Below are 22367 nucleotides of genomic sequence, written 5' to 3'. Positions count from 1 at the left end.
CAACTTAATTATAGAAAAAATACGGTAGATGAAAATTGAACAATTGGTGAAGTTGATGAACATTAGGTGAAAGGTCTGGAAGAAAATCCCTTGAACTTTTATTAAAAAAAATAAGCACTTTTATTGTCAATCAGGAAAGAATATGTTTATCTATAGAGATAAACACAGAAAGAGGGATATTTATGTCGAAACAACAAATTGGTGTTATCGGATTAGCAGTAATGGGAAAAAACTTGGCATTAAATATTGAAAGCCGCGGCTATTCAGTTGCTGTTTTTAACCGCTCATATGACAAAACCGAAGAATTTTTAAAGAATGAAGCGGAAGGAAAAAACTTTGTCGGTGCACGTACGATGGAGGAATTTGTTGATTCCTTAGAAAAGCCTCGTAAAGTTTTATTAATGGTTAAGGCAGGCGCAGCTACTGACGCAACGATTGAATCCCTAAAGCCATATCTTGAAGAGGGCGATATCATTATTGATGGAGGAAATACGTTCTTCCAAGACACGATTAGACGTAATAAAGAATTAGAAATGGCCGGTTTCAATTTTATTGGTACAGGTGTATCCGGCGGGGAAGAAGGAGCATTAAAAGGACCTTCAATCATGCCTGGAGGCAAAAAAGAAGCATATGAACTTGTTCAGCCGATTTTAGAAGCAATTTCAGCAAAAGTTCAAGGAGATCCATGCTGTACTTATATTGGACCAAATGGTGCTGGTCATTATGTTAAAATGGTACATAATGGAATTGAGTATGGAGATATGCAATTAATTTGTGAAGCATATTTCATTTTAAAAAATGTGCTTGGATTAAATACAGAAGAACTTCATTCTGTTTTTGCCGATTGGAATAAAGGCGAATTAGACAGTTATTTAATCGAAATTACAGCAGATATCTTTAAAAAGGTAGACGAAGAAACAGGTAAACCATTGGTTGATGTTATCTTAGACACTGCAGGCCAAAAAGGTACTGGTAAGTGGACAAGCCAAAATGCTTTAGATTTAGGTGTGCCACTTCCAATCATCACTGAATCTGTTTTTGCCCGTTTTATTTCAGCAATGAAAGAAGAACGTGTTAAAGCAAGTAAAGTATTGACTGGTCCAGAAGTGAAACCATTTGAAGGAAGCAAGGAAGAACTAATTGAAGCAGTCCGTAAAGCCCTATATATGAGCAAAATTTGCTCATATGCTCAAGGTTTTGCGCAAATGCGTGTTGCTTCTGAAGAATATGACTGGAATCTTCGTTATGGTGATATCGCTATGATTTTCCGCGGTGGCTGTATCATCCGTGCTCAATTCTTACAAAAGATCAAAGATGCATATGATCGTGACACAGAATTAGCAAACCTATTATTAGACCCTTACTTTAAAGAGATTGTTGAGAACTATCAGTCAGCTCTACGTCAAGTTATTGCAGTAGCGATTGAGCGCGGTATTCCAGTACCATCTTTCGCAAGTGCAATTGCTTACTATGACAGCTATCGCACAGAAACATTACCAGCAAACCTATTGCAAGCACAACGCGACTACTTTGGTGCTCACACCTATCAACGTACCGACAAAGAAGGCGTATTCCACACAAACTGGATGGAATAAAATCAACAACAATATAGAAAAAGCTGCCATTCACTGGCAGCTCAAAATGTCGAGAAAGTTATCTTTCTCGACATTTTTTTATAACAATTTAATGAAAGTCCCTGCAAATAGTCCTGTTGATTTCCGCTCCGGCACTCGCTTTCCGCGGGGAGGTCCTGGAGCCTCCTCGGCGCTGAAAGCGCCTGCGGGGTCTCCAGTGACCTCTATATCCCGCAGGAGTCGAGTGCCTCCGCTCCAATCAACAGGAGGCAAAACAACTTAAGTTCCGCACACACTATTTATAGCCTTGCCTAGTCTGTCAAAATTTTCAAGGTAAGAATAGAAATCATATATATTTTTTCTATCAAACAAACAAGATGGTTATCAAGTATAATCCATCAATAGATGCAAATTAAACTTCAACTTGGTAAACTCTTTTGATCTAAAAATGGACTTTAACTCTTATTATTTATTAGTTGAGTGAAGGAACTTTATTGAAAACACTCTGTTGATTGGTGCGGAAGGCACGAAGACTCCTGCGGGAGTACGGGGCAGGGGAGACCCCGCAGGCGCAAACGCGCCGAGGAGGCTCCCCGGCACGCCCGCGGAAAGCGAAGTGCCTGGAGCGCCAATCAACAGACATATTCGATAGCTTATACACTAGTTTTTTTGAGCTTAAATCCATTTTATTTCTTGTAATAATTGCTGCCTAAATAATTGTAGGATAAATTCATTGTAGAAGTCATTTCTGACAATAACCTGAAAATTGTTATTGGAGTGAATGTAAAAATGTATATCGGTTAAAACCTTATTTTCATCAAAGTACTGCCGTACCTTTACCAGTTTTTTCTTTAACTCTGTCTCAAACAAAGTAATTAAAAACTCCATATCGTTCCCATTCGCTACTTCTTTTATTTCGAGAAGATTCTTGTCGTACATATACTCAATCCGCATAAAGAGCCCTCCTATATTAAATATCGTAAATAAATATAGATTGTACAGATGACAATCGAGAGAATCATTAATGGAAAAGATATTAATAGAAATTTTCCAAAGGTAATTGGATGTCCTTCCTTGGCTGCAAGTCCGGCCACGATCACGTTCGCACTTGCCCCAATAAGTGTTCCATTGCCTCCCAGACAAGCTCCAAGGGAAAGACTCCACCAAAGAGGTTCCAAATTATGAATCCCCAATTCTCCCATATCTTTAATCATCGGAATCATCGTGGCTACAAACGGAATATTATCAATAAATGCAGAGGCAATCGCACTCACCCAAAGGATTAAAATCGAGGTGGAGGCCACATTTCCGCCTGTTAAATGTACGGAATAATTAGCAAGTAAAGATATAACTCCTGTTTCAATTAAACCTGAGACTAGTACGAACAATCCGATAAAGAAGAAAATCGTAGTCCACTCAACCTTAGCAAACGACTTATCCAAATATTCCTCCCCAGTTAATAAAAGTAACAAGAAGGCACCTGCTAAAGCAACAGTTGCTGATTCAACATGTACCAGCTGATGCAGGAAAAAACCTATAATAGTAAATAAAAGTGCTGCTAAGGACTTGATTAATAATTTCTTGTCGGTAATTTCTTCTTTTTCGTCTAAGTCCATAAGGCTTGCTTTCAAATCATCAGAGGCGCGGAGCTGTTTCCTATAGAAGAAAGCAAGAATAGCCATATTGACAAATAATATAAAAAAGCTGATTGCTGTCAAATTGTTAATGAAGGCCATGAATGTTAATTCCTTTACGGCACTACCGAGCATGATATTGGGCGGGTCGCCAATTAAGGTGGAGGTTCCGCCGATATTGGAAGCAATGACCTCGGTAATTAAGAATGGAATTGGATTTACACGTAATTGCCTTGTGATACTAAATGTCACTGGGACCATCAGCAGGACCGTTGTAACGTTATCTAAAAAAGCAGAGCCTAATGCTGTAATGATTCCAAGGGCAAGTAAGATCTTTAATGGGTCGCCCTTTACTTTTTTAGCTGACCAAATAGCGATATACTTAAACACCCCCGTCTCAGATGTGATTGAAACAATGATCATCATCCCTGTTAGTAATCCGAGTGTATTAAAATCAATGTGATGTAAGGCTGTTTCTTGATTGATAATCCCTAAGAGGACCATCATAATTCCACCCGCCATGGCAATAATTGTACGATGAATCTTTTCTGTAACAATAAAAGCATAAGTAATTAAAAAGACACCTATAGCGATAATTGCTTGTGTTGACATGCATGCACCACTTCTCCTATGTATTTACACTATATTGAAAAAATGCAAAAAGGAGCCTGTGTGTGACAGACTCCCCCAAAATCAACATATGTATGATTGTTTTTATTTTATAAAACAATCCAGTGAATGTAAAGAGCTCTTACCAATCATTACCTCACAAATTTTCGCACTTTTCTCTATTACGTCAGGTTAGAGACCTAATTTTTTAATAAACTCTACCGTTTCTTCATGCTCTTCTTCGACTAGTCTATATAAACCTTTATCCGTTTTAACGAGAGACTTTCCATTCTCATCAGCAATAGGTTTTGTATATGATTTTTTCGAGGTGATTTGCCATTTTCCAGTTTGATGGGTTAATTGAAGATCAATAATTCCTAATCTGCTTCCAAAGGCTGCAGCCATCACAACGGGTTTGTTATTGATAAGCCCCTTCTCGATATCTGTGTGAGGCAGCTCTTTATAAACCGGCCCTGGAAATACACTATGTGAATGACCGGCGAGTACCACATCAATTTCAGGAATTTGTGTTAAGTAATAAACGGCGTTTTCTGTATCAGGATGATACGGCTCACTAGAAATCCCTGTATGAGCCAGGGCAATAATAATATCAGCTCCCTGTGCTTTTATTTGAGGGACCAATTCCTTCGCTGTTTCAAGCATAGGTTTGGCAAAGACTTTTCCTTCTAGATTGGCCTTATCCCATTTCATAATATGTGTGGGCATAAGGGCGAAGACAGCGATTTTCAATTCATGAGTTATGCCCTTTTGATCAACAACTTTTCTTTTTAAAATGGTATACGGTCTAAAATAAGGTTTATTCCGCTTCACTGAGTACACATTCGCATTTAAAACAGGCATCTTAGCCCCTTTTAAAGCTGTATTTAAAAATCCCAAACCATAATTGAATTCATGATTTCCAATTGCGATGGCATCATATTTTAAATAATTGAAGGCCCTGTAAACTGGATGTGTTTTCCCTTTATGCATACCTCTAATTCTAGCCAAATATTCGCCAAGCGGATTCCCTTTTAAATGATCGCCGTCATCAAATAACAGCGTATTTTTACTTTTCTTACGTGCCTCCCGAATAAGGGTGGCTGTTTTGACCAGCCCAATTCGGTTGTCTACTTTTGTTTGATAGTAATCATAATTCATCAAATCCGCATGGATATCAGTCGTTTCCAATATCCTCAAATCCACTACTTCCTCACCAGATGAACCGGTCTCAGCTGTAAACGTATTAGATGTAAAAATAAAGAAGACTATAACAAGGGATAGTAACAATATGATTTTTTCTTTCATTATGATTACCTCCTACAGTTGTTAGGGAGAATAGTTTTAGTATGGTTTTTCCATTGTGAATTATCCAAACTGTATGCTTGGGCATAGACTGTTTCAGAATTTAAGACCGTGATTTCGCTCACTTCATTGAGAATGTTTTTCAATTAAAATAAAGATAGATAGATTGAGGGAGGAAAAGAGATGGAAAAGAATACGCTAAAATCATTTATGGAATATAGTGAAGATAAATTTACCAAACGGGTAATTTATAAAAAAGGGGAGACAACCGCTTTCGTCTTAAATTTTATGCCGGGACAACAGCTTCCACCCCATAAGCATCCTAATACAGAAGTTTACCTATTGGTTGTTACTGGGAATGGTACAATCATTATTGACAATCATCCTTCAGAAGTGACAGAAGGTGATATTCTTCATGTTGGCAGTGAAGAAGAAATGGCATTCCTTAACAGTGGGGAGACCCCATTAAGTTTATATGTTGTCTTAAGTAAAATCCCTAGTGAAAACTACGCTAAAAATATCTAAACCCTAAAAGACCAGCTCCTAAATTTAGGCTGGTCTTTTTTTACGAGTATGCCGTGGCTTAAAATTATAGCCGAAGAACCACCAATTCCAATCACCTAACAACTTCATTAAGGCAGGGACCAAAACCATCCTCACAATCGTGGCATCAATAAAAATCGCTATTGCAATACCGATTCCAAGCTGTTTGACCGGCATAACCCCTGTAAAAGCAAATGCCCCAGTGACAACAATCATAATCGCAGCAGCCGAAGTAATGATTTTACTCGTAAAAGTCAACCCGGAAATAGTGGCTAAAGTATTATCACCCGTTTTTAGGTAAAATTCTTGTATCCTAGAGATCAGGAAGACTTCATAGTCCATCGAAAGTCCGAAGACAAGGGTGAAAACAAAGACAGGGAAGATCAAGGCGATATTAACAGGTTTCATCCCCAGATGTCCTAATTGAAAAATCCATACAACGATTCCAAACGTACAGCCTAAACTCAATACATTCATTAAAATAGCCTTAAGAGGAATCAAAATAGAACGAAAAGCAGCCATTAGAATGATAAGAGTTGACAAGACAATTAATAGTAATCCATGCGGAACCTGATCATATATTTCATCAAAAATTTCTTGCTCAAATTTGATAGGGCCGCCAATATAGGCATGCACTCCCAGTTTTTCCCTCGGCCATTCTTTTACCCACTGTCTCGCCCGCATATCATGATCCCCTGTATTTAAATACACTTCAACAAGCATTTTATTATCCCTGATAAAGGATTTCGTAATCGGTGCCGTAAGGGTCTGATCACCATGCAGGAGAAACTGGTAAAGCTGTTCATCCTCCCGAAGTCCTGATGCGGAAAAAGGGGAGTTAACGCTATTTACTAGCTTATCCCTCTCAAGGTCATGGATAATGGTACTTATGTTTTTAAAATTACTTCTATTCAAGACAGGCCCATCTGTTTTTAAAATAATAGTTACCTTCTTTTCGTCTCGTTTCTCTTTCGCAATAAAGTGCTCTTGAAATGTTTCTAATGCTAGCCTGGATGGATAATTTTCAGGTAATGAATCCGTCCCTGGAATGACCAAAACCATTTGCCCGACTGGCACTAGCCCCCCTAAAAGAATGGCAAGTGCCAGGGCAGACATGATGATGGGGTGATTCATCACTAATTTGGCAAAGCGGTACCATAGACTATTTTCCTGACTTGTCTTACGGAATAAACTGAATTTATGTATGTTCTCACCTATTAGCGCAAGTAAGGCAGGCAGAAAAGTCAGCGCTGAAATCGCAGAAATCAGAACAACCAGCATACCGCCAAGTGCCACATTCTGAAAGATGTCGATTTTAATCAACCACAAACCGGATAAACCTATAAAAACACAAAGTCCTGAAAAGATAATGGAGCGGCCAGCTGTTTTTATGGTCATTTCAATGGCTTCCTGGATCGATGTTGACAGCAATTCTTCTTTATATCGATTAATGAACAATAAGGCAAAATCAATGCTTAAAGCAAGTCCGATCATTGGAACAATGTTTAAAATAAAGATTGTTAAATCCATATGATAGCTAAAGAAATAGATTGTGCCCATTGTTACCAGAATGGAAACTACCCCAATAATAATTGGTATGGCAGCGGCGACAAGCCCTCCGAATGCAAGGATCAGAACGAGTAATGCGATTGGCAGCCCGATCCCTTCAGCTCTCGCCAAATCTTCTTGGCTGGCGGTATTTAAGTCCTGGACGATAATGGGCTCTCCGGTCAGCGTCACTTTAAGCCCATGTTTATTTTTTAATGACCTTTTAAGGTCTGCAATTTCTTTCTCAAGATCCTCAGCTTTCTTATCAAAAGTAAGAATTCCATAGGCATACTTGTCTTTAATCATTCCCTCACGCTCAAACGGTGAAGAAATATTCTTAGCTGAGTCTAAAAGCTTCAGCCGATTAAGAGTATCCTGAATAAACTCGTCAAAATCCTCTTTGCTGATGCTTTTATCTTTTTCAAAAAAAAGAATAATGGAAGACCTGGGATAATTGAATTCCTTTTCAAGCAGCTTTCTTGTTTGATTATATTCCCCGTTATATTCAAATCCGTTCCCACTTAATACGGTGGGTAATTTCAGGGCAAAAAGGCTGAAAATTAGGATGGCTGCTGCCGAAAGGACTAATACCCATTTTCGTTTTCTAAAAATAATGCTCCCTAATTTCTCCAAAATTAAAAGTCCCTCCTTAAAAAAGAATTAATTGTTTCTAAATATTGCGAATGTAAAAGAAAAAAGGATTTACCACACGTAATTTGGTACAATAAAAATATTGTATAAGTGATTCATTTGGCATTCTAATTTTTATAGTTATAATGTCATAAAAAGTGGATCTGTATAACTCCAAAATCTAGGGGGAAGTTAGAATGACTGAAAGTATTGTTAAAATTATTGATCATACATTATTAAAAGCGGATGCAACCCGCGAAGAAATTATTAAAATCATTGACGAAGCGAAACAATATCTATTTGCATCAGTCTGTGTGAATCCAACATGGATTAAAACTGCAGCTGAACTGCTCGCTGATACACCTGAAGTAAAAGTATGTACAGTAATAGGATTTCCATTAGGAGCCACCACTTCAGAGACAAAAGCTTTTGAAACTAAAAATGCGATTGAAAACGGTGCAGATGAAGTGGATATGGTCATCAATATTGCCGCACTTAAAGACCAAAATAATGAATTAGTCGAAAAAGATATCCGCGCAGTCGTTGAGGCAGCCGAGGGGAAAGCCTTAGTAAAGGTCATTATTGAAACAAGCTTACTGACAAATGAAGAAAAAGCAAGAGCTTGTGAGCTTGCTGTAAAGGCAGGGGCAGATTTTGTTAAAACCTCTACAGGATTCTCGACTGGGGGAGCAACTCCAGAGGATATTCGTTTAATGCGTCAAACGGTTGGCCCTAATATCGGTGTAAAGGCTTCAGGCGGAGTAAGAAGCCGTGAAGATGCGCTGGCGATGATTGAAGCAGGAGCTACCCGCATTGGGGCAAGTTCAGGGGTTTCTATTGCCAAAGGGGAACTTTCAAATAACCACTATTAAAAAGATTTCTTTACAACTATAATCTTGCTTAATAAAAGAGAAGCTATTTCTATGGAATAACTTCTTTTTTTTATTTCTATTGATAAATTCAAAAAAATTAAGGGATGGAAGATCATGACCAAAAGAATAGGTTTTATTGGGGCAGGAAAAATGGCTCAAGCTATGATAGCGGGTATGACAGCTAATGGAGTAGATAAACAAAACATAATGGCTAGTGCTGCTACCGATAGGACGATAAATACGGTTTCTGAAAAGTACGGTATCCTTACTTCATTACAAAATATGGATATAGCACAGTTTGCAGACATTCTCATTTTAGCAGTTAAGCCTGACAAGCATGTGACGATCATTGAAGAAATTAAAAATCATATCAAGCAAGATGTTATCATTGTTACGATTGCGGCAGGCATTACGCTAGCTGGAGTGGAAAGCTTATTTGCATTTCCGGTTAAGGCGGTTCGAACGATGCCAAATACTCCTTCGTTAGTGGGTGAAGGAATGAGTGCACTCTGTGCAAATAAATATATGACAGACCGAGAACTGACAATGGTCGAACAATTATTTCAATGTTTTGGTAATAGCGAGTGGATAGATGAAAAGCTAATGGATGCGGTTCCGGCTATCAGCGGTTCTTCACCTGCTTATGTTTATATGTTTATCGAAGCGATGGCTGATGGCGGTGTCCGTCAAGGGATCCCTAGGGATCAAGCTTATAGACTGGCAGCTCAGGCGGTACTTGGCGCTGCTAAGATGGTGCTAGAAACAGAGCTGCATCCTGGAGAACTGAAAGATCAGGTTTGTACGCCAGGTGGAGCAACAATAGAAGCGGTAGCAGCGCTTGAAAGGGCACATTTTAGGGGAGCCGTTATTTCGGCAATGGAGAGCTGTACAGAGAAGATAAAAAATTTGAAGTAAGATGATTGTATACATGGATTCCATAAAGGGGTCCTTTTTTATTGATATTTTTTCAATGTTATTTCGCCTTTTTTCGACCTTTTTCGTAGTATTTCAAGCGGATTCATAATAAACTTAAGAAAGACACAAACTGAAACATACTATCATCATTAGATACAATATCGTCTCACGATTAAAATGAGGTGCAGATAGTTAATGGACTTAAATAAGTATAAAAATTTATTAATTCAAAAGTTAAAGAATCAACTATCCAAGTGGTTTAACTCAGATGAAGCAATCAGTCATTCAGAGGTTTATGATTTTTTGCATTCCCTCCATGGAAGTGCAGGAACATTACAACTGGGGGGGCTTCACCAACTATCTGGACTTTTGATGAATCAAATTAGCCCGGAGGAGGATGGGGCGTGGGAGAAAGCTTCCTTGCAAAAGTTTTTAAAGGAATTAATTAATTTAATAGAGGAATACGACACCTTCATTGAGAGGGAAGCTGAAAAACATACAGGACGAAGATTAGATGAAACGGTTCCGCTGATTCAAATCATTGACCAAGATGTATCAATGCTCATTCTTCTAAAAGAAGCTCTAGAAGAAGTAGGCTGGATGACAGTAGTGAATACCGATTCTAAAAAGGCGGTCTCTCAATATTTTGATTTAACTCCTGACTGTGTGATTATGGATTGTAACCTTCCCGCTGTGGATGGAGGAAGTATCTTTGAAACCATTGAACAGCATTCTCGCCAGCACTTTGTCCCCAGAATAATTGTTAGTTTGCTGAATGACGGGGAGACCAGAATGAAGGCCTACAAATTAGGCGCAGATGCCTTTATTGAAAAACCAATCGATCTTGAAGAATTGATCGTTCGGATTTCCCATCACTTGAAGAGAAAAAATTTATTAAACCAATTAACATTAGTAGATCCTCTTACACAGCTTTACAATCGAAAATTCTTATTAGATGTATATAACCGTAACCTCAAAGATTTAAAACGTCATAAACATCCTTTCAGTATTGCCATCTTAGACCTTGACCACTTTAAACAAATGAATGCTGCGTTCGGCCACACTTTTGGAGAGAAAATACTAACAGCCTTTGCCTCTTTTTTAAAAGAACATACAAGAAGCTATGATACCATTTTTAGGTATGGCGGTGATAAGTTTATCATTCTCTTTGAGAACGCCTATCAAGTAGAAGTTGCTGAGATTGTTTCAAGGCTGCTAGCGAAATTTTCAGCGATTCCATTCCATCATGAAGAACAAATAAGTTATGTTACTTTTTCGGCTGGTATTTATACCATTCATCACGACGATATAACAATGGATAGTGCCATTATGGCTGCTGAACAAGCACTGCGTTCAGCCAAGACAAACGGAAGAGCACGCGTAGAAAATGCTAATAACTCAAAAGTGGAATTACCGAAAAGTAAGTTATTTGTTTCAATTATTGATGATGACCCAATCATTCGAACGATGCTTTTGAGGATCTTAAACACCATGGACTTTTCAAAATTCGACTTAAACCTAGCAGAATTTGGAGATGGAGTGGAATTCTTTCATTCAAACAGATTAGAGGAAAAAGGAGAACATTTTTTAATCATAGATGGGGTTATGCCTGTAATGGATGGCATTGAAGTTTTACAAAGGGTACAAAAAATAAAATATAGTCATAACATTCATGTTCTTATGCTGACTGGAAGAAAAGGTGAAGCAGATATAGAGAAGGCCTTAGCACTTGGGGCCGATGACTATGTGACCAAGCCATTTAGCATTAAGGAACTGCAGGCTAGAATACAAAGGTTAATTAAAAGGATGAAATAATTTGTTAACAAATGAGTTGCTATTTCTTTCTATTCTTACACTATGCTTGGTGTGTCTGCTTTTCATACTTCTAGGTTATTTAACCATCAGAAAAGCATTTGAGATTCGAAAGAGAAAAAAAGTAAAGGAATACAGTGAAATCTTTAATCCCTTGATCACTTCCATTTTAATCGAGGGAGTGTTATCAAGGAAACTAACCCCCGAGAATATTCTGCAGCAAACAGCTATAGAACAACTGTTGATTAAGTATACGAAGGTGATTGAGGGAAAAGAGGAAAAAGAACGATTATCGCAATTAGCATCACTGTATTTATCCGATTATTATCAAAAACGGATTCAAAGCCGCAAGTGGAGCACAAGAATGAATACCCTGTATCATATTGAGGATTTCAATATGATTAATCTTGCGGAAGATGTTTTTAGGATGCTTCAGAGAAAACGACTTACCCAACAAGAACTCATTCATATTCTCAGAACACTAGCATTATTCCAATTTGAGCAGTTATTCGACCTATTAACAACTAGATATCAAGACCTGACAGAATTTGATTATCGGCATATTCTTATCCCATTAGAACAGAAGAGGTTTGACCAATATGTTTTGCATTTTCATCATGCCGGGGGTGCGCTCCAAAAAGCAATTATTGACGTGATTGCTAGTAAAAAAGAGATCACTTACATTGTTTTCCTTGAGAATATATTTTCAAGCTATTCAGGAGAAATAAAGCTAAGGGCATTAAAAGCCTTAGCCGAAATTGGATATGTAAAAAATATTGCTCCATACATGAACCTTCTCTATTCTGATAAATGGGAAGAACGAATGGTCGCAGTCAAATTAATTGGTTCGTTAAAAGAACAAAGTGCCATACCGCGTTTAATTGAGCTTCTGCATGATCAAACTTGGTGGGTTCGCGCACAGGCTGGACAAGCAATCAGTCAATTTACTACTGGAAAAGAAATACTACTGAATGTATTAGAAACTTCAACAGACACATTTGCAAAAGATATGGCCTGGGAATGGCTGCATAAAGGAGAGTAGATCGATGCCATTTATAGATTGGGGAGGTATCGTTACAGCTTTTGGCTGGTTTATTGCTGTATATATGGTCATTGTTATCATCTTTTATTCGGCCATTCTTATCATTTCATGTTTTCAACTTAGAAAAGAATATCAGCTTGATCGAGTTCAAGCATATGAAGATTATTTAGATGAAATTTATACTAAACCTGTTTCGATTATTGTTCCTGCCTACAATGAAGAGGTTGGGATTATTCAAAGTGTCCGCTCCCTATTAAGTATTAATTATCCTACATATGAAGTAATAGTAGTAAACGATGGTTCAAAGGACGACACTTTGCAGAAAATGATAGATTTTTACGACATGAAGGAAATAAAAAAAGTGGTAAGAATCCAAGTGAAGTCAAAACCAATAAAAAAGATTTATCAATCATCCATCCTTTCGAATCTATTTTTAATTGATAAAGAAAACGGAGGAAAGGCAGATGCCCTTAATGTCGGTCTGAACTTCTCTCATTATCCGTATTTTTGTTCTTTAGATGGCGATTCGGTTTTAGAGGAAGATGCATTTTTGAAGGTAATGAAACCAATTGTAGATTCAAATGAAGAAGTCATTGCCTCAGGGGGAAGTGTAAGGATTGCTAATGGCTGTGAAATCCAAAATGGCCATATAAAAAGCATTGGTCTTTCCGATAAGCCATTGGTTGTGATGCAGATTATCGAATATTTACGTGCCTTTTTAATGGGGAGAATTGGGTTAAGCAGACACAATCTCCTCCTTATTATTTCTGGTGCTTTCGGTGTATTTTCTAAGCATTGGGTGATTGCTGCCGGGGGGTATCGAACCGATACCGTTGGCGAAGATATGGAGCTTGTTGTACGGATTCACCGCCTATTAAAAGAAAAAGGACTAAAAAAGAAGATTGTGTATGTTCCAGATCCCGTTTGCTGGACAGAAGTCCCTGAGGATATGACATTTTTACGAAGGCAGCGAAGGCGCTGGCATAGGGGGCTTTTTGAAAGTTTATGGACCCACAGAAAATTAACCTTTAACCCTAAATATGGCTCCATAGGGCTTCTAGCCTTCCCATATTTTTGGATAGTAGAGTTTTTTGGACCAATTATTGAACTCTCCGGATACATCTTTATGGTATTATGTTTATTCCTTGGAGGAACCTACATCGAATTTTCTATTTTACTTTTTTTACTCTCCTGTTTATATGGGTCTATTTTTTCCATGGCAGCTGTCCTTTTAGAAGAATGGAGTTTAACTAAATATCCAAAGGTGACAGATATCTTCAAGCTCTTTCTATATTCGCTTACAGAAACGATTTGGTATCGGCCAATGACTGTTTTTTGGCGGTGTGAAGGGGTCTGGCAAATCATAAAAGGCGAGACAAGCTGGGGAGAAATGAAAAGAAAAGGTGTTTCGAAATGAAAAAATCATTTTACTTATTTTTTTATGCGATGATTTTTCTTGCTATTGTGACGAGTCCATTTTGGTTATGGCAACTAAAACCAGAAAAGGATTTGAATGTACTCATTTTGGATAAAACCGTTCCAAATTCCACTTATCGTGAGCATAAGGGGTTCGTTTGGGTGTTAAATAATACCAAATATTTCAAAGAAGGTAATCCCTATTCTGTAAAAAATGATTACAAAGGATTTGAGCCGAAGAGTAATCAAAAATACTCCATTGTCCCGTTACCAAAAGATTTAACAAATTATGATGTATTTTACTTGACGGACCAATACGGTGTGTATGAGAAGGAATTTTATGGTGAGAATTCTGAAGGCAAGAAGTCCGAAAAAATATATGGAGGATTAACACTAAGTGAGGTTAAGCAGCTCAAGAAGGCACTTATCCAGCCTAAACCTAAAACATTAATTGCTGAATTCAATACTTTCGCCAGTCCCACCTCAGACGAGGCCAAGGAAGAAATTTCAAGTTTACTGAATGTAGAATGGTCAGGCTGGATTGGAAGGTACTTCACAGATTTAAATAGTGAAGAGGTACCTGAGTGGGTAAAGGAAAATTACCAAAAGCAAGATCATAAATGGGATTTCAATGGAGAAGGATTTGTATTTGTTAATAAAAATGATTATGTGGTCATCATCGGGAAAGATGATTTGAAAAATTCCGGATTGAATTTTAATTTAACTAGTCAAGGGAAAAAACATTTCTCTCAAAATATTGATGGAGTATATCAGTATTGGTTTGATATCATTCAGCCTAAAAATAGTAACGAGGTTTTAGCCAATTACGAGGTGCCTGTTTCCAAAAAGGCTGCCGAAACCTTAAAGGGGTATGGGATACCTACCGAGTTCCCAGCGGTTATTTCCCACAAAACGGCAAAATATAATTCCTACTATTTTTCAGGAGACTATGCCGATGAGGCGGATGTACCTGGAATTTACCAGACGTTAGGTTTTGATAAATGGAAAAAATTATTCGGAACCAATCATTCTTTTTATTGGTCAGCATATGTACCCATGATGAAAGAGATCCTAGGTAATGTTCTGAAACAGGTTAATCCACAAGAAAAAGTAGAATTGGTTGAGGACAATGGTCTGAAGATAAACAGTAAAACGAATGAATCCTACATTCAAATCAAAAAAAATGGAAAGTGGCAGGATTTTTTAATTAAGGGTGTAAATATGGGGATTGGAAGACCCGGCTATTTTCCTGGCGAAGCAGCCATTACAAAAGAAGAATATTTTCGCTGGTTTCAGGAAATAGGAGCCATGAATGCCAATGCCATCAGGGTCTATACCCTTCATCCTCCCCAGTTTTATGAAGCTTTTTACGAATATAACCAAATCGCTAAAACGCCTTTATACTTATTTCATGGAACATGGGTGAATGAAGAAAATTTAATTAAAACCCAGGATGCCTTTGCAAAGGTAAATATAGATGATGCCAAATTAGAGATAAAAAATATGATAGATATTATCCACGGGAATGCGAGCCTTGCCGAGCGGACCGGCCATGCCTCAGGAGAGTATAAATATAATATCTCTAAGTATGTCATCGGCATGATTATCGGAACAGAGTGGGACCCGGCAATGGTAACCAACACTAATTCTATACATTCCGGAATGTCTCAATTCAATGGAGAGTATTTTGAAACGGATGATGCCAATCCATTTGAAATTTGGCTGGCTGAATTAATGGATTACGCTGCAAGTTATGAGGCAACGCAATACAAATGGCAGCATTCGATGAGCTTTACGAACTGGCTGACAACTGATTTGCTCAGCCATCCATCTGAACCATTGGAAACTGAAGATATGGTATCGGTAGATCCCAATCATATCAAGGCCTCAGCTGCCTTTAAATCAGGACTGTTTGCTTCTTATCATATTTATCCATACTATCCGGATTTTCTTAGTTATGAAAAGAAATATTTAGACTATAAGGACACAGACGGAAAGAAAAATAATTACGCCGGCTATCTTCATGACCTGCGATCAGCTCATCATATGCCGATCTTGGTAGCGGAATTTGGTGTTCCTTCTTCAAGGGGATTAACCCATGAGAACCCTTATGGAATGAATCAAGGCTTTAACTCTGAAGAGGAACAAGGTAAAACTAATCAGCGTTTATATCAATCGATTGTATCAGAGCAATATGCTGGCGGACTTGTATTTACATGGCAGGATGAGTGGTTTAAGCGGACCTGGAACACGATGGATTATGACAATCCAGACCGCCGGCCGTACTGGAATAACCAGCAAACAAATGAACAGCATTTTGGTTTGCTTGGATTTGAACCAGGAAGTAAGGAGACAGCTATCACTGTTGATGGTACAGCAGGTGACTGGGATATTGCAGGAGTTAAAAAAGGATCCCAATCGGATACTAAACAAAGCTTAAAGGAAGTACGTTTCACTTCAGACAGCGGTTATTTGTATTTTTTACTAAAATATAACAGCCCGGTAGATTTTAAAAATGAAGGTACCTATTTAATGCTTGATACGATTGGAAACCAAGGACAAACAACGATTCCGTTAACGAAACAAACAAAGATTAAAACAGATTACGGAATAGATTTTCTTATTAAGCTTCAGGGACCAAATGATTCTCGAATCTTAATTGATAGTTATTATGATACCTTCTATTATCAGTATGGCAAACTTCTAAAGATGATTCCGGAAGAACCGTTTGCTGCTGAGAAGGATAATGGGGTATTTAATCCCATCCGCTTGGCATTAAATAAACAGCAAACCATTCCTACTACCAAGAAAGTAATCCCATTTCAAGATTATGAAACAGGTGTTTTAAAGTACGGAAATGCGAATCCTGCAAGAGAGGATTTTGATTCCTTGACAGACATAAGTGTGAGTAAGGATCAAAAGGTGATAGAAGGAAGGATTCCATGGCAGCTATTAAATGTAAAAGATCCAAGTCAAAAAGAAGCAATGGGAGATGTTTGGAAACAAGGGCTGTCAGGGAGTGTGGAGATCAGCGGGCTCAGGGCGGCTGTTGTTACAACCGATCAGAGCGGTGTGAATCAAACGATTCCGAAGCGAGTTTCTGGTCAGGTGCAACAGAAGGATGCCATTCTTTATAATTGGAATAAATGGGACCAGCCTGCTTTTTATGAACGGTTGAAATCATCTTATGGAATAATGCAAAAAACATTCGGTTCAATTGATTTGACTGATACGAATAAATAAACTTAAAAGCCACCTTGACTTTCTGCAAGGTGGCTTTAATGGGTTAGAGGCTTCTTTGAAACCGTAACGGTGGTCATCAAACCTACAAAGATGATTGTAAGAAGGGAATAAAAGAACTTTTCGAGTCCGACTACTTGGATTCCGCTCGTAATAATCAGACCATCAATTAAGAAAATAATAATTCCGATATTAATTGAAGTAAATTTAGTTAACAGCTGGGCTAATAAATCTGTCCCTCCCGTGCTTGTCTCATACCGAAGCATTAGACCAATGCCAACTCCAACAAGAATTCCTCCAATAATCGTGCTGGGTAGAATCCCAATTTGTATTTTTCCATTGATAAAAGAAAAAAGATCAATACAAAAAGAAGAGATAATTAATCCGTGCAGACTATAGAAAAAATAACGTCGTTCAAAAAACCAAGCTAAAATATATAAAGGAAGACTCAAGAAGATAATACTCAGTCCTGTAGGCAATCCGTAAAAATAATGAATGATTAGCCCCAATCCTATCACACCGCCGTCCAATAAATGGTAAGGGACTAAAAAACCATTAATTCCAAGACTTAATAAAATAGAACCAATCAACATGGCAAATACCTTTTCCTTCAATATTACTCACCTCTAAGACTTGTCCTTATAAATAAAATATGAAACAAAGTCATAATTAGAAGTGGATTGATGGAATGAATAACAAAAACCAGAGAAATAATTCTCTGGTTAGATTGTCGAGAAAGTTTTCTCGCCGATTTATTATGTTGTCAGAATCTAAATAGCAAATTTATAGATTAGATTGTCCCTGCAATTGGGCCTGTTAATTTCCGCTCCTGGCACTCGCTTTCCGCGGGGAGGCTCCCCGGCACGCCCGCGGAAAGCGAAGTGCCTGGAGCGCCAATCACCAGACATGTTCCAAACTCTAAATTAATAAAATTATAACAACTAACGCGGTGAATTGTTAAGAGGAATAAGGAAAAAATAAAAGGCTATCGAGAGTTTTTCGATAGCCTGACCAGAAAATAATACTCTGGTTTTAAAAGAATAAATTTAAGATATAGTAGCAAATAGCCGCAATTGAAGCTGTGATTGGAAGGGTAATCACCCAAGTGATTAACATCCGTTGTGCTGTGCCCCATTTCACTCCCTTAAGGCGATGAGAAGCACCTACCCCAAGAATACCTGAGGAAATAACATGTGTCGTACTGACAGGCAAGTGAATGAAAGTAGCCCCGAAAATGATGGCTGCACCGGTTATGTCGGCTGCAACACCATTGATTGGACGTATCTTCATAATCTTTCCGCCAACCGTCTTAATAATTTTCCAGCCGCCGATGGATGTACCTAACCCCATTGCAGTCGCACAGCTTAATTGTACCCAGAAAGGGATGTCAGCATCCGGATGCAAATAATTATTAGCAATAAGAGCTAAGGTAATGATACCCATTGATTTTTGTGCATCGTTTGTACCGTGTGAATAAGATTGCAAAGCTGCTGTTGCAATTTGAATATAACGGAAATTTCGATTTGTTTTTGTTAAGTTGAAATTTTTAAAAGCAACTTTAAAAATGCTATAAACTATATAACCGACTACAAAAGCTAATATTGGTGAAAGGATGAGCGCTTCAAGAATTTTTATGAAGCCGCCGTAATTTAATGAATGAAAACCCTCAGCAGCAATAGCTGCTCCAGCAATCGAACCGATAATCGCATGTGATGAACTGCTTGGGATACCGTAATACCAGGTTAGTAAATTCCAAAAAATAGCTGCAATAAGAGCTGCTAGAATAACCACTGACCCATTGCTTAAGGTAAAGGGATCGACAATGTCCTTTGAAACGGTTTTAGCAACCCCGGTAAATGTTAGTGCCCCAATAAAGTTCATAACCGCCGCCATTAAAATAGCTTGCCGCGGTTTTAAAGCTTTTGTTGAAACGGATGTTGCAATAGCATTTGCTGTATCATGGAACCCATTAATGAAATCAAATGCAAGGGCACCAATGACAATTAAGATGGTTAAAATTAGTACAAGACTCATTTTTTTGCTCCTTATGCATTTTTCATGATAATGGATTCAAGGGTATTTGCAACCGTTTGGCAGTAATCGGCAATATCCTCAAGGTCTTCATAAATTTCTTTATATTGAATAATACGGATCGGGTCTTTTTCAACTGTAAATAAATGTTTGATTGATTGACGTAAAATATTATCACATTTTGATTCGAAATCTTTAATTTTAATGGCATGTTCTCTAATTTCAGACAATTTCTTTTTAGAAAGCAGGTCAACTGACTTTTGAATCTCATGAACACTTTCTTGAATTGCTTCAACAAACTTTAACATAAACTCATCTGCTTGAGTGATGGAGTACATTTCAAAAAGGGCAGCACAGGCTTCAAGACCGTCAAGAACGTCGTCCATGCTCATCGCAAGCTGCAGGATGTCTTCCCGCTCAATTGGCGTGATGAAGGCATCGTTAAGTTCTTTAATAACTTCATGAACGAAGGTGTCACCTTTAGATTCAAATTCTTTCATTTTCTCAGAAAAGATTTTTAGATCACTGATATTTTTCAATTTGTAATCTGCAAAAAAATCTACACTTTCATCGAGATTCGAAGCAATGTTACTTAACAATGCAGAGAATTTATCTACTTTTTTAGCCATATAGGTTTACCTCCAATAATAAACAATTGATTAATGTGTAGCGCACGAAAATTATTTTATCTGAAATATGTCGAAAAAAGAAAGAATTTACGTTAAATTTACAAAAACTTAACATTAGAATTTTCTGATTACTTGTTTACCCTTTAATTAAATAGATAGTCCTTTATAATTTAGCCTAGTGATTTTTATTTATGTGAGGATTTGATTAATTAATTTTTCAATGAGTATAAAATTTAAAAATGGGTACTTTATAGGTACAGCAGTCATTTTAGTAAATAACTGCTTAAAGTGAAATGAAGAATACTAAAAAGGAGTGTTCTAAATGAGTTTCATTTGGTCATTAATTGTTGGTGGAATTATCGGCTGGTTAGCAGGTTTAATAGTCGGAAGAAATATTCCGGGGGGCATTATTGGTAATATCATTGCAGGTTTTGTTGGTGCATGGTTAGGAACAGCGATTTTAGGGGACTGGGGACCTAATGTGGCTGATTTTGCGATCATCCCTGCCATTATAGGAGCCGCAGTATTGGTTCTCTTATTAAGTTTCATTATGCGTGCCTTTAGGAAAGCCGACTAAAGAGTGCACAGAGAAAGGATGTCTCTTCAAATGAGAGACATCCTTTTTATATTGAATTCAAATCAATTGCTTGAAAAATATCGGGCAAATCAAGTAATGGAGCGTGACAAATAATTATTTCCTTAGTAAAAGGATGGATAAATTCAAGCTTTGCTGCGTGGAGAGCCTGTCTGTTAATAATCGGCTCACCACCGTATAAAACATCCCCTACCAAGGGATGACCCAAATGGCTGAAATGAACCCTGATTTGATGGGTTCTCCCTGTTTCCAGCCAAGCCTTAACAAAGGTAAAGCCTTTTTGCTTGCCTTCATTTAAAGCTTCAAAATGCGTGACGGCCATTTGTCCAGATGGGGATACTCTTCGTCTAGTAGCATGGTGCCTGTCACGCCCTATTGGCATGTTTATTGTGCCTTTCCGCTTGTTTAATCGACCGTGTAAGGCGGCAATATAGGTTCTTTTTATTTCACGTTTCTCAAGCATTCTATCTAAAATGGCACCCGCCAGTGCATGTTTGGCAAAAAGAATGGCTCCAGATGTGTCCCGGTCTAATCGATGAATCTGTCTAACATTGGCTGATTCTCCTTTTGATAAAAGATAAAAGGCTGCAGCGTTTATTAATGAGTCGGATTCTTTTTCCGGGTCATTGGGATGTGTATTCATAAATGGAGGTTTATTGATAATCAATACATGGTCATCTTCAAACAAAATATCTAAATCATGATAGGTCGGTCTTATCTGAGAAGCCTCATCTTCAAAAAGATGGAGAAGCAGTTTGGATCCAGAAACAAGAGGGCTGATCCACTTCACTCGATCCCCTTCGAGCAAGACCTTATTCTCACTGCGGAACTGATGGGTCAACTTTTTGGGTGCTTCCCAAACCTCCCGGAAAAGATTATCCACTGTCATCCCATCCCATTCATCTGGGACGATGATTTGCAGCCATTCACCCGTACGTTTTATAATGGTCATTTTTAACTCCTTATTATCAATAATTACCACGCAAAATAAACAAGAAATTATGTTATTCTTATCATATCTATTATGACAGAAATAAGCGATGGCAAAGGTGGGTTATTAAGTGAAAATAGTTTTTGCCTCGACACCAAGTCAAGAAGAAGAGATTAATGAACTGGTGAGGTACGTTTACTCCAATATTTTCCCTTTATATTTTAGCGATGAAGAAATAAATCATTTTGCAGAATTAAAGGTCTTGGATACGTCTTTGGATTTTAATACATTAAAAGACGCATTTCAAGTTATGACAAGCATTCAAACAGTTATTTCAATATTAGAATCGTCACCCCTGGACGAACAATATGAAATGGTTTTTAACAAAAATGCAGCCACTCTGAATGAATTTGGATTATGTTTCCCATTTGATTTTGAACAGTTTATGGATGGGAAAAATATGAAAAGCACTATGCTTAGCATATATACAAAAGCTGATAATGAATTAATTATATAAAGCAAAAGTTTTTAGCCTGTGCATCTCTGCAGGCTTTTTATTATGCCTGTTTTTAGTCCTATATGTTATTAGCATCATTTTTGAGGTATTATAATATGGGAAACTTTTTCAAGTGCTCTGCAAAAATTGTCGGTTTTTATCTCGATATTTGTAGAGGAATAACCGACCTAAATTTAGAAATATTGTATGTACTGAAATAGGAGGGAATACATCAATGGAATGGAAAGCAATAGCGAGTAGTTGGATTGAATTTGAAGAGTTAGACAATGAGTTAAAGAGCGAATTAGAAGCAGTTAAGGGAAATGAAAAACAACTTGAAGAATTATTTTATAAGAATCTCGAGTTTGGCACAGGTGGAATGCGCGGGGAAATAGGCGCAGGTACCAACCGTATGAACCTTTATACCGTACGCAAGGCATCAGCAGGATTAGCTGCTTACATAGAAGAACAAGGAGAAGAAGCAAAGAATCGCGGAGTTGTCATTGCCTATGATTCACGTCATAAATCTCCTGAATTTGCAATGGAGG

At 37.7% G+C, this 22367-nt stretch carries 18 protein-coding genes and 1 pseudogene; 11 read left to right on the top strand and 8 right to left on the bottom strand.

The window, feature by feature from the left end:
- Positions 1 to 182 precede the first annotated feature (182 nt).
- Positions 183 to 1595, top strand: a complete 1413-nt coding sequence (gene gndA / locus GXK58_RS24880) for an NADP-dependent phosphogluconate dehydrogenase (RefSeq protein ID WP_160725864.1) — start codon at positions 183 to 185, stop codon at positions 1593 to 1595.
- A gap of 654 nt (positions 1596 to 2249) precedes the next feature.
- Here the strand turns inward: gndA and GXK58_RS24875 are convergent.
- From GXK58_RS24875 to GXK58_RS24865, 3 genes are all read right to left on the bottom strand, one after another.
- A complete protein-coding gene (locus GXK58_RS24875; RefSeq protein ID WP_160725863.1) occupies positions 2250 to 2528 on the bottom strand; it encodes a hypothetical protein in 279 nt (92 codons plus the stop codon).
- 11 nt (positions 2529 to 2539) lie between these two features.
- Positions 2540 to 3820: an ArsB/NhaD family transporter gene (locus GXK58_RS24870; RefSeq protein ID WP_160725862.1), complete on the bottom strand. Its 1281-nt coding sequence runs from the start codon at positions 3818 to 3820 to the stop codon at positions 2540 to 2542.
- A 189-nt stretch (positions 3821 to 4009) separates the two neighbouring features.
- Positions 4010 to 5122 (bottom strand): metallophosphoesterase, encoded by a 1113-nt coding sequence (locus tag GXK58_RS24865; RefSeq protein ID WP_160725861.1) that lies wholly within the window; start codon positions 5120 to 5122, stop codon positions 4010 to 4012.
- Between the two features lie 180 nt (positions 5123 to 5302).
- Here GXK58_RS24865 and GXK58_RS24860 point away from each other — a divergent pair, with 180 nt between their 5' ends.
- Positions 5303 to 5644: a cupin domain-containing protein gene (locus GXK58_RS24860; protein WP_160725860.1), complete on the top strand. Its 342-nt coding sequence runs from the start codon at positions 5303 to 5305 to the stop codon at positions 5642 to 5644.
- A 24-nt stretch (positions 5645 to 5668) separates the two neighbouring features.
- Here GXK58_RS24860 and GXK58_RS24855 read toward each other — a convergent pair whose 3' ends face one another.
- A complete protein-coding gene (locus tag GXK58_RS24855; protein WP_160725859.1) occupies positions 5669 to 7843 on the bottom strand; it encodes an MMPL family transporter in 2175 nt (724 codons plus the stop codon).
- A 194-nt stretch (positions 7844 to 8037) separates the two neighbouring features.
- Between GXK58_RS24855 and deoC the strand changes: the two genes are divergently transcribed.
- The 6 genes from deoC (at position 8038) to GXK58_RS24825 (ending at position 17140) form a co-directional block, all read left to right on the top strand.
- A complete protein-coding gene (gene deoC, locus GXK58_RS24850; protein ID WP_160725858.1) occupies positions 8038 to 8712 on the top strand; it encodes a deoxyribose-phosphate aldolase in 675 nt (224 codons plus the stop codon).
- A 114-nt stretch (positions 8713 to 8826) separates the two neighbouring features.
- Positions 8827 to 9627 carry a pyrroline-5-carboxylate reductase gene (gene proC, locus GXK58_RS24845; protein WP_160725857.1) on the top strand — a complete coding sequence of 267 codons (801 nt, stop codon included), beginning with the start codon at positions 8827 to 8829 and terminating at the stop codon, positions 9625 to 9627.
- A gap of 195 nt (positions 9628 to 9822) precedes the next feature.
- Positions 9823 to 11442, top strand: a complete 1620-nt coding sequence (locus GXK58_RS24840) for a GGDEF domain-containing response regulator (RefSeq protein WP_160725856.1) — start codon at positions 9823 to 9825, stop codon at positions 11440 to 11442.
- Between the two features lies 1 nt (position 11443).
- Positions 11444 to 12481 (top strand): HEAT repeat domain-containing protein, encoded by a 1038-nt coding sequence (locus GXK58_RS24835; RefSeq protein WP_160725855.1) that lies wholly within the window; start codon positions 11444 to 11446, stop codon positions 12479 to 12481.
- A 4-nt stretch (positions 12482 to 12485) separates the two neighbouring features.
- Positions 12486 to 13898, top strand: a complete 1413-nt coding sequence (locus tag GXK58_RS24830; protein WP_160725854.1) for a glycosyltransferase family 2 protein — start codon at positions 12486 to 12488, stop codon at positions 13896 to 13898.
- Positions 13895 to 17140, top strand: coding sequence for a hypothetical protein (locus tag GXK58_RS24825; protein ID WP_160725853.1), 3246 nt, complete (start codon positions 13895 to 13897; stop codon positions 17138 to 17140). Before GXK58_RS24830 ends, GXK58_RS24825 begins: the two co-directional genes overlap by 4 nt.
- 35 nt (positions 17141 to 17175) lie before the next feature.
- On the opposite strand, the gene GXK58_RS24820 is transcribed toward GXK58_RS24825, so the two are convergent.
- The 3 genes from GXK58_RS24820 to GXK58_RS24810 all read right to left on the bottom strand — a co-directional run bounded on the left by GXK58_RS24820 (position 17176) and on the right by GXK58_RS24810 (position 19797).
- On the bottom strand, positions 17176 to 17751 hold the full coding sequence (locus GXK58_RS24820) for a YitT family protein (protein WP_160725852.1): 576 nt from the start codon (positions 17749 to 17751) through the stop codon (positions 17176 to 17178).
- 418 nt (positions 17752 to 18169) lie between these two features.
- On the bottom strand, positions 18170 to 19171 hold the full coding sequence (locus GXK58_RS24815) for an inorganic phosphate transporter (RefSeq protein ID WP_160725851.1): 1002 nt from the start codon (positions 19169 to 19171) through the stop codon (positions 18170 to 18172).
- Positions 19172 to 19182: 11 nt separating this feature from the next.
- Complete coding sequence (locus GXK58_RS24810) at positions 19183 to 19797, bottom strand: DUF47 domain-containing protein (RefSeq protein ID WP_160725850.1); 615 nt, start codon at positions 19795 to 19797, stop codon at positions 19183 to 19185.
- A gap of 322 nt (positions 19798 to 20119) precedes the next feature.
- On the opposite strand from GXK58_RS24810, the gene GXK58_RS24805 reads away from it, so the two are divergent.
- A complete protein-coding gene (locus GXK58_RS24805; RefSeq protein ID WP_098529710.1) occupies positions 20120 to 20374 on the top strand; it encodes a GlsB/YeaQ/YmgE family stress response membrane protein in 255 nt (84 codons plus the stop codon).
- A 46-nt stretch (positions 20375 to 20420) separates the two neighbouring features.
- Here the strand turns inward: GXK58_RS24805 and GXK58_RS24800 are convergent, their stop codons facing one another.
- A complete protein-coding gene (locus GXK58_RS24800) occupies positions 20421 to 21344 on the bottom strand; it encodes an RluA family pseudouridine synthase (protein WP_202171448.1) in 924 nt (307 codons plus the stop codon).
- A gap of 109 nt (positions 21345 to 21453) precedes the next feature.
- Between GXK58_RS24800 and GXK58_RS24795 the strand changes: the two genes are divergently transcribed.
- Positions 21454 to 21840 carry a YhcU family protein gene (locus GXK58_RS24795; RefSeq protein ID WP_160725849.1) on the top strand — a complete coding sequence of 129 codons (387 nt, stop codon included), beginning with the start codon at positions 21454 to 21456 and terminating at the stop codon, positions 21838 to 21840.
- Positions 21841 to 22054: 214 nt separating this feature from the next.
- Positions 22055 to 22367: pseudogene (locus GXK58_RS24790) on the top strand (phospho-sugar mutase); the annotation flags it as partial.

Source organism: Bacillus sp. USDA818B3_A, assembly GCF_009928415.1.
Classification (GTDB): Bacteria; Bacillota; Bacilli; order Bacillales; family Cytobacillaceae; genus Neobacillus.
The sequence above is the reverse complement of the archived record's forward strand: the minus strand, read 5'-3'. Positions and strand labels throughout refer to the sequence as shown.

Bases quoted from the DNA above. Each gene is read 5' to 3' on its own strand.
- GXK58_RS24815 (WP_160725851.1), bottom strand. From the start codon at position 19,171: ATGAGTCTTGTACTAATTTTAACCATCTTAATTGTCATTGGTGCCCTT.
- GXK58_RS24825 (WP_160725853.1), top strand. From the start codon at position 13,895: ATGAAAAAATCATTTTACTTATTTTTTTATGCGATGATTTTTCTTGCT.
- GXK58_RS24870 (WP_160725862.1), bottom strand. From the start codon at position 3,820: ATGTCAACACAAGCAATTATCGCTATAGGTGTCTTTTTAATTACTTAT.
- GXK58_RS24805 (WP_098529710.1), top strand. From the start codon at position 20,120: ATGAGTTTCATTTGGTCATTAATTGTTGGTGGAATTATCGGCTGGTTA.
- GXK58_RS24800 (WP_202171448.1), bottom strand. From the start codon at position 21,344: ATGACCATTATAAAACGTACGGGTGAATGGCTGCAAATCATCGTCCCA.
- GXK58_RS24865 (WP_160725861.1), bottom strand. From the start codon at position 5,122: ATGAAAGAAAAAATCATATTGTTACTATCCCTTGTTATAGTCTTCTTT.
- GXK58_RS24875 (WP_160725863.1), bottom strand. From the start codon at position 2,528: ATGCGGATTGAGTATATGTACGACAAGAATCTTCTCGAAATAAAAGAA.
- GXK58_RS24830 (WP_160725854.1), top strand. From the start codon at position 12,486: ATGCCATTTATAGATTGGGGAGGTATCGTTACAGCTTTTGGCTGGTTT.
- GXK58_RS24810 (WP_160725850.1), bottom strand. From the start codon at position 19,797: ATGGCTAAAAAAGTAGATAAATTCTCTGCATTGTTAAGTAACATTGCT.
- GXK58_RS24860 (WP_160725860.1), top strand. From the start codon at position 5,303: ATGGAAAAGAATACGCTAAAATCATTTATGGAATATAGTGAAGATAAA.
- deoC (WP_160725858.1), top strand. From the start codon at position 8,038: ATGACTGAAAGTATTGTTAAAATTATTGATCATACATTATTAAAAGCG.
- proC (WP_160725857.1), top strand. From the start codon at position 8,827: ATGACCAAAAGAATAGGTTTTATTGGGGCAGGAAAAATGGCTCAAGCT.
- GXK58_RS24840 (WP_160725856.1), top strand. From the start codon at position 9,823: ATGGACTTAAATAAGTATAAAAATTTATTAATTCAAAAGTTAAAGAAT.
- gndA (WP_160725864.1), top strand. From the start codon at position 183: ATGTCGAAACAACAAATTGGTGTTATCGGATTAGCAGTAATGGGAAAA.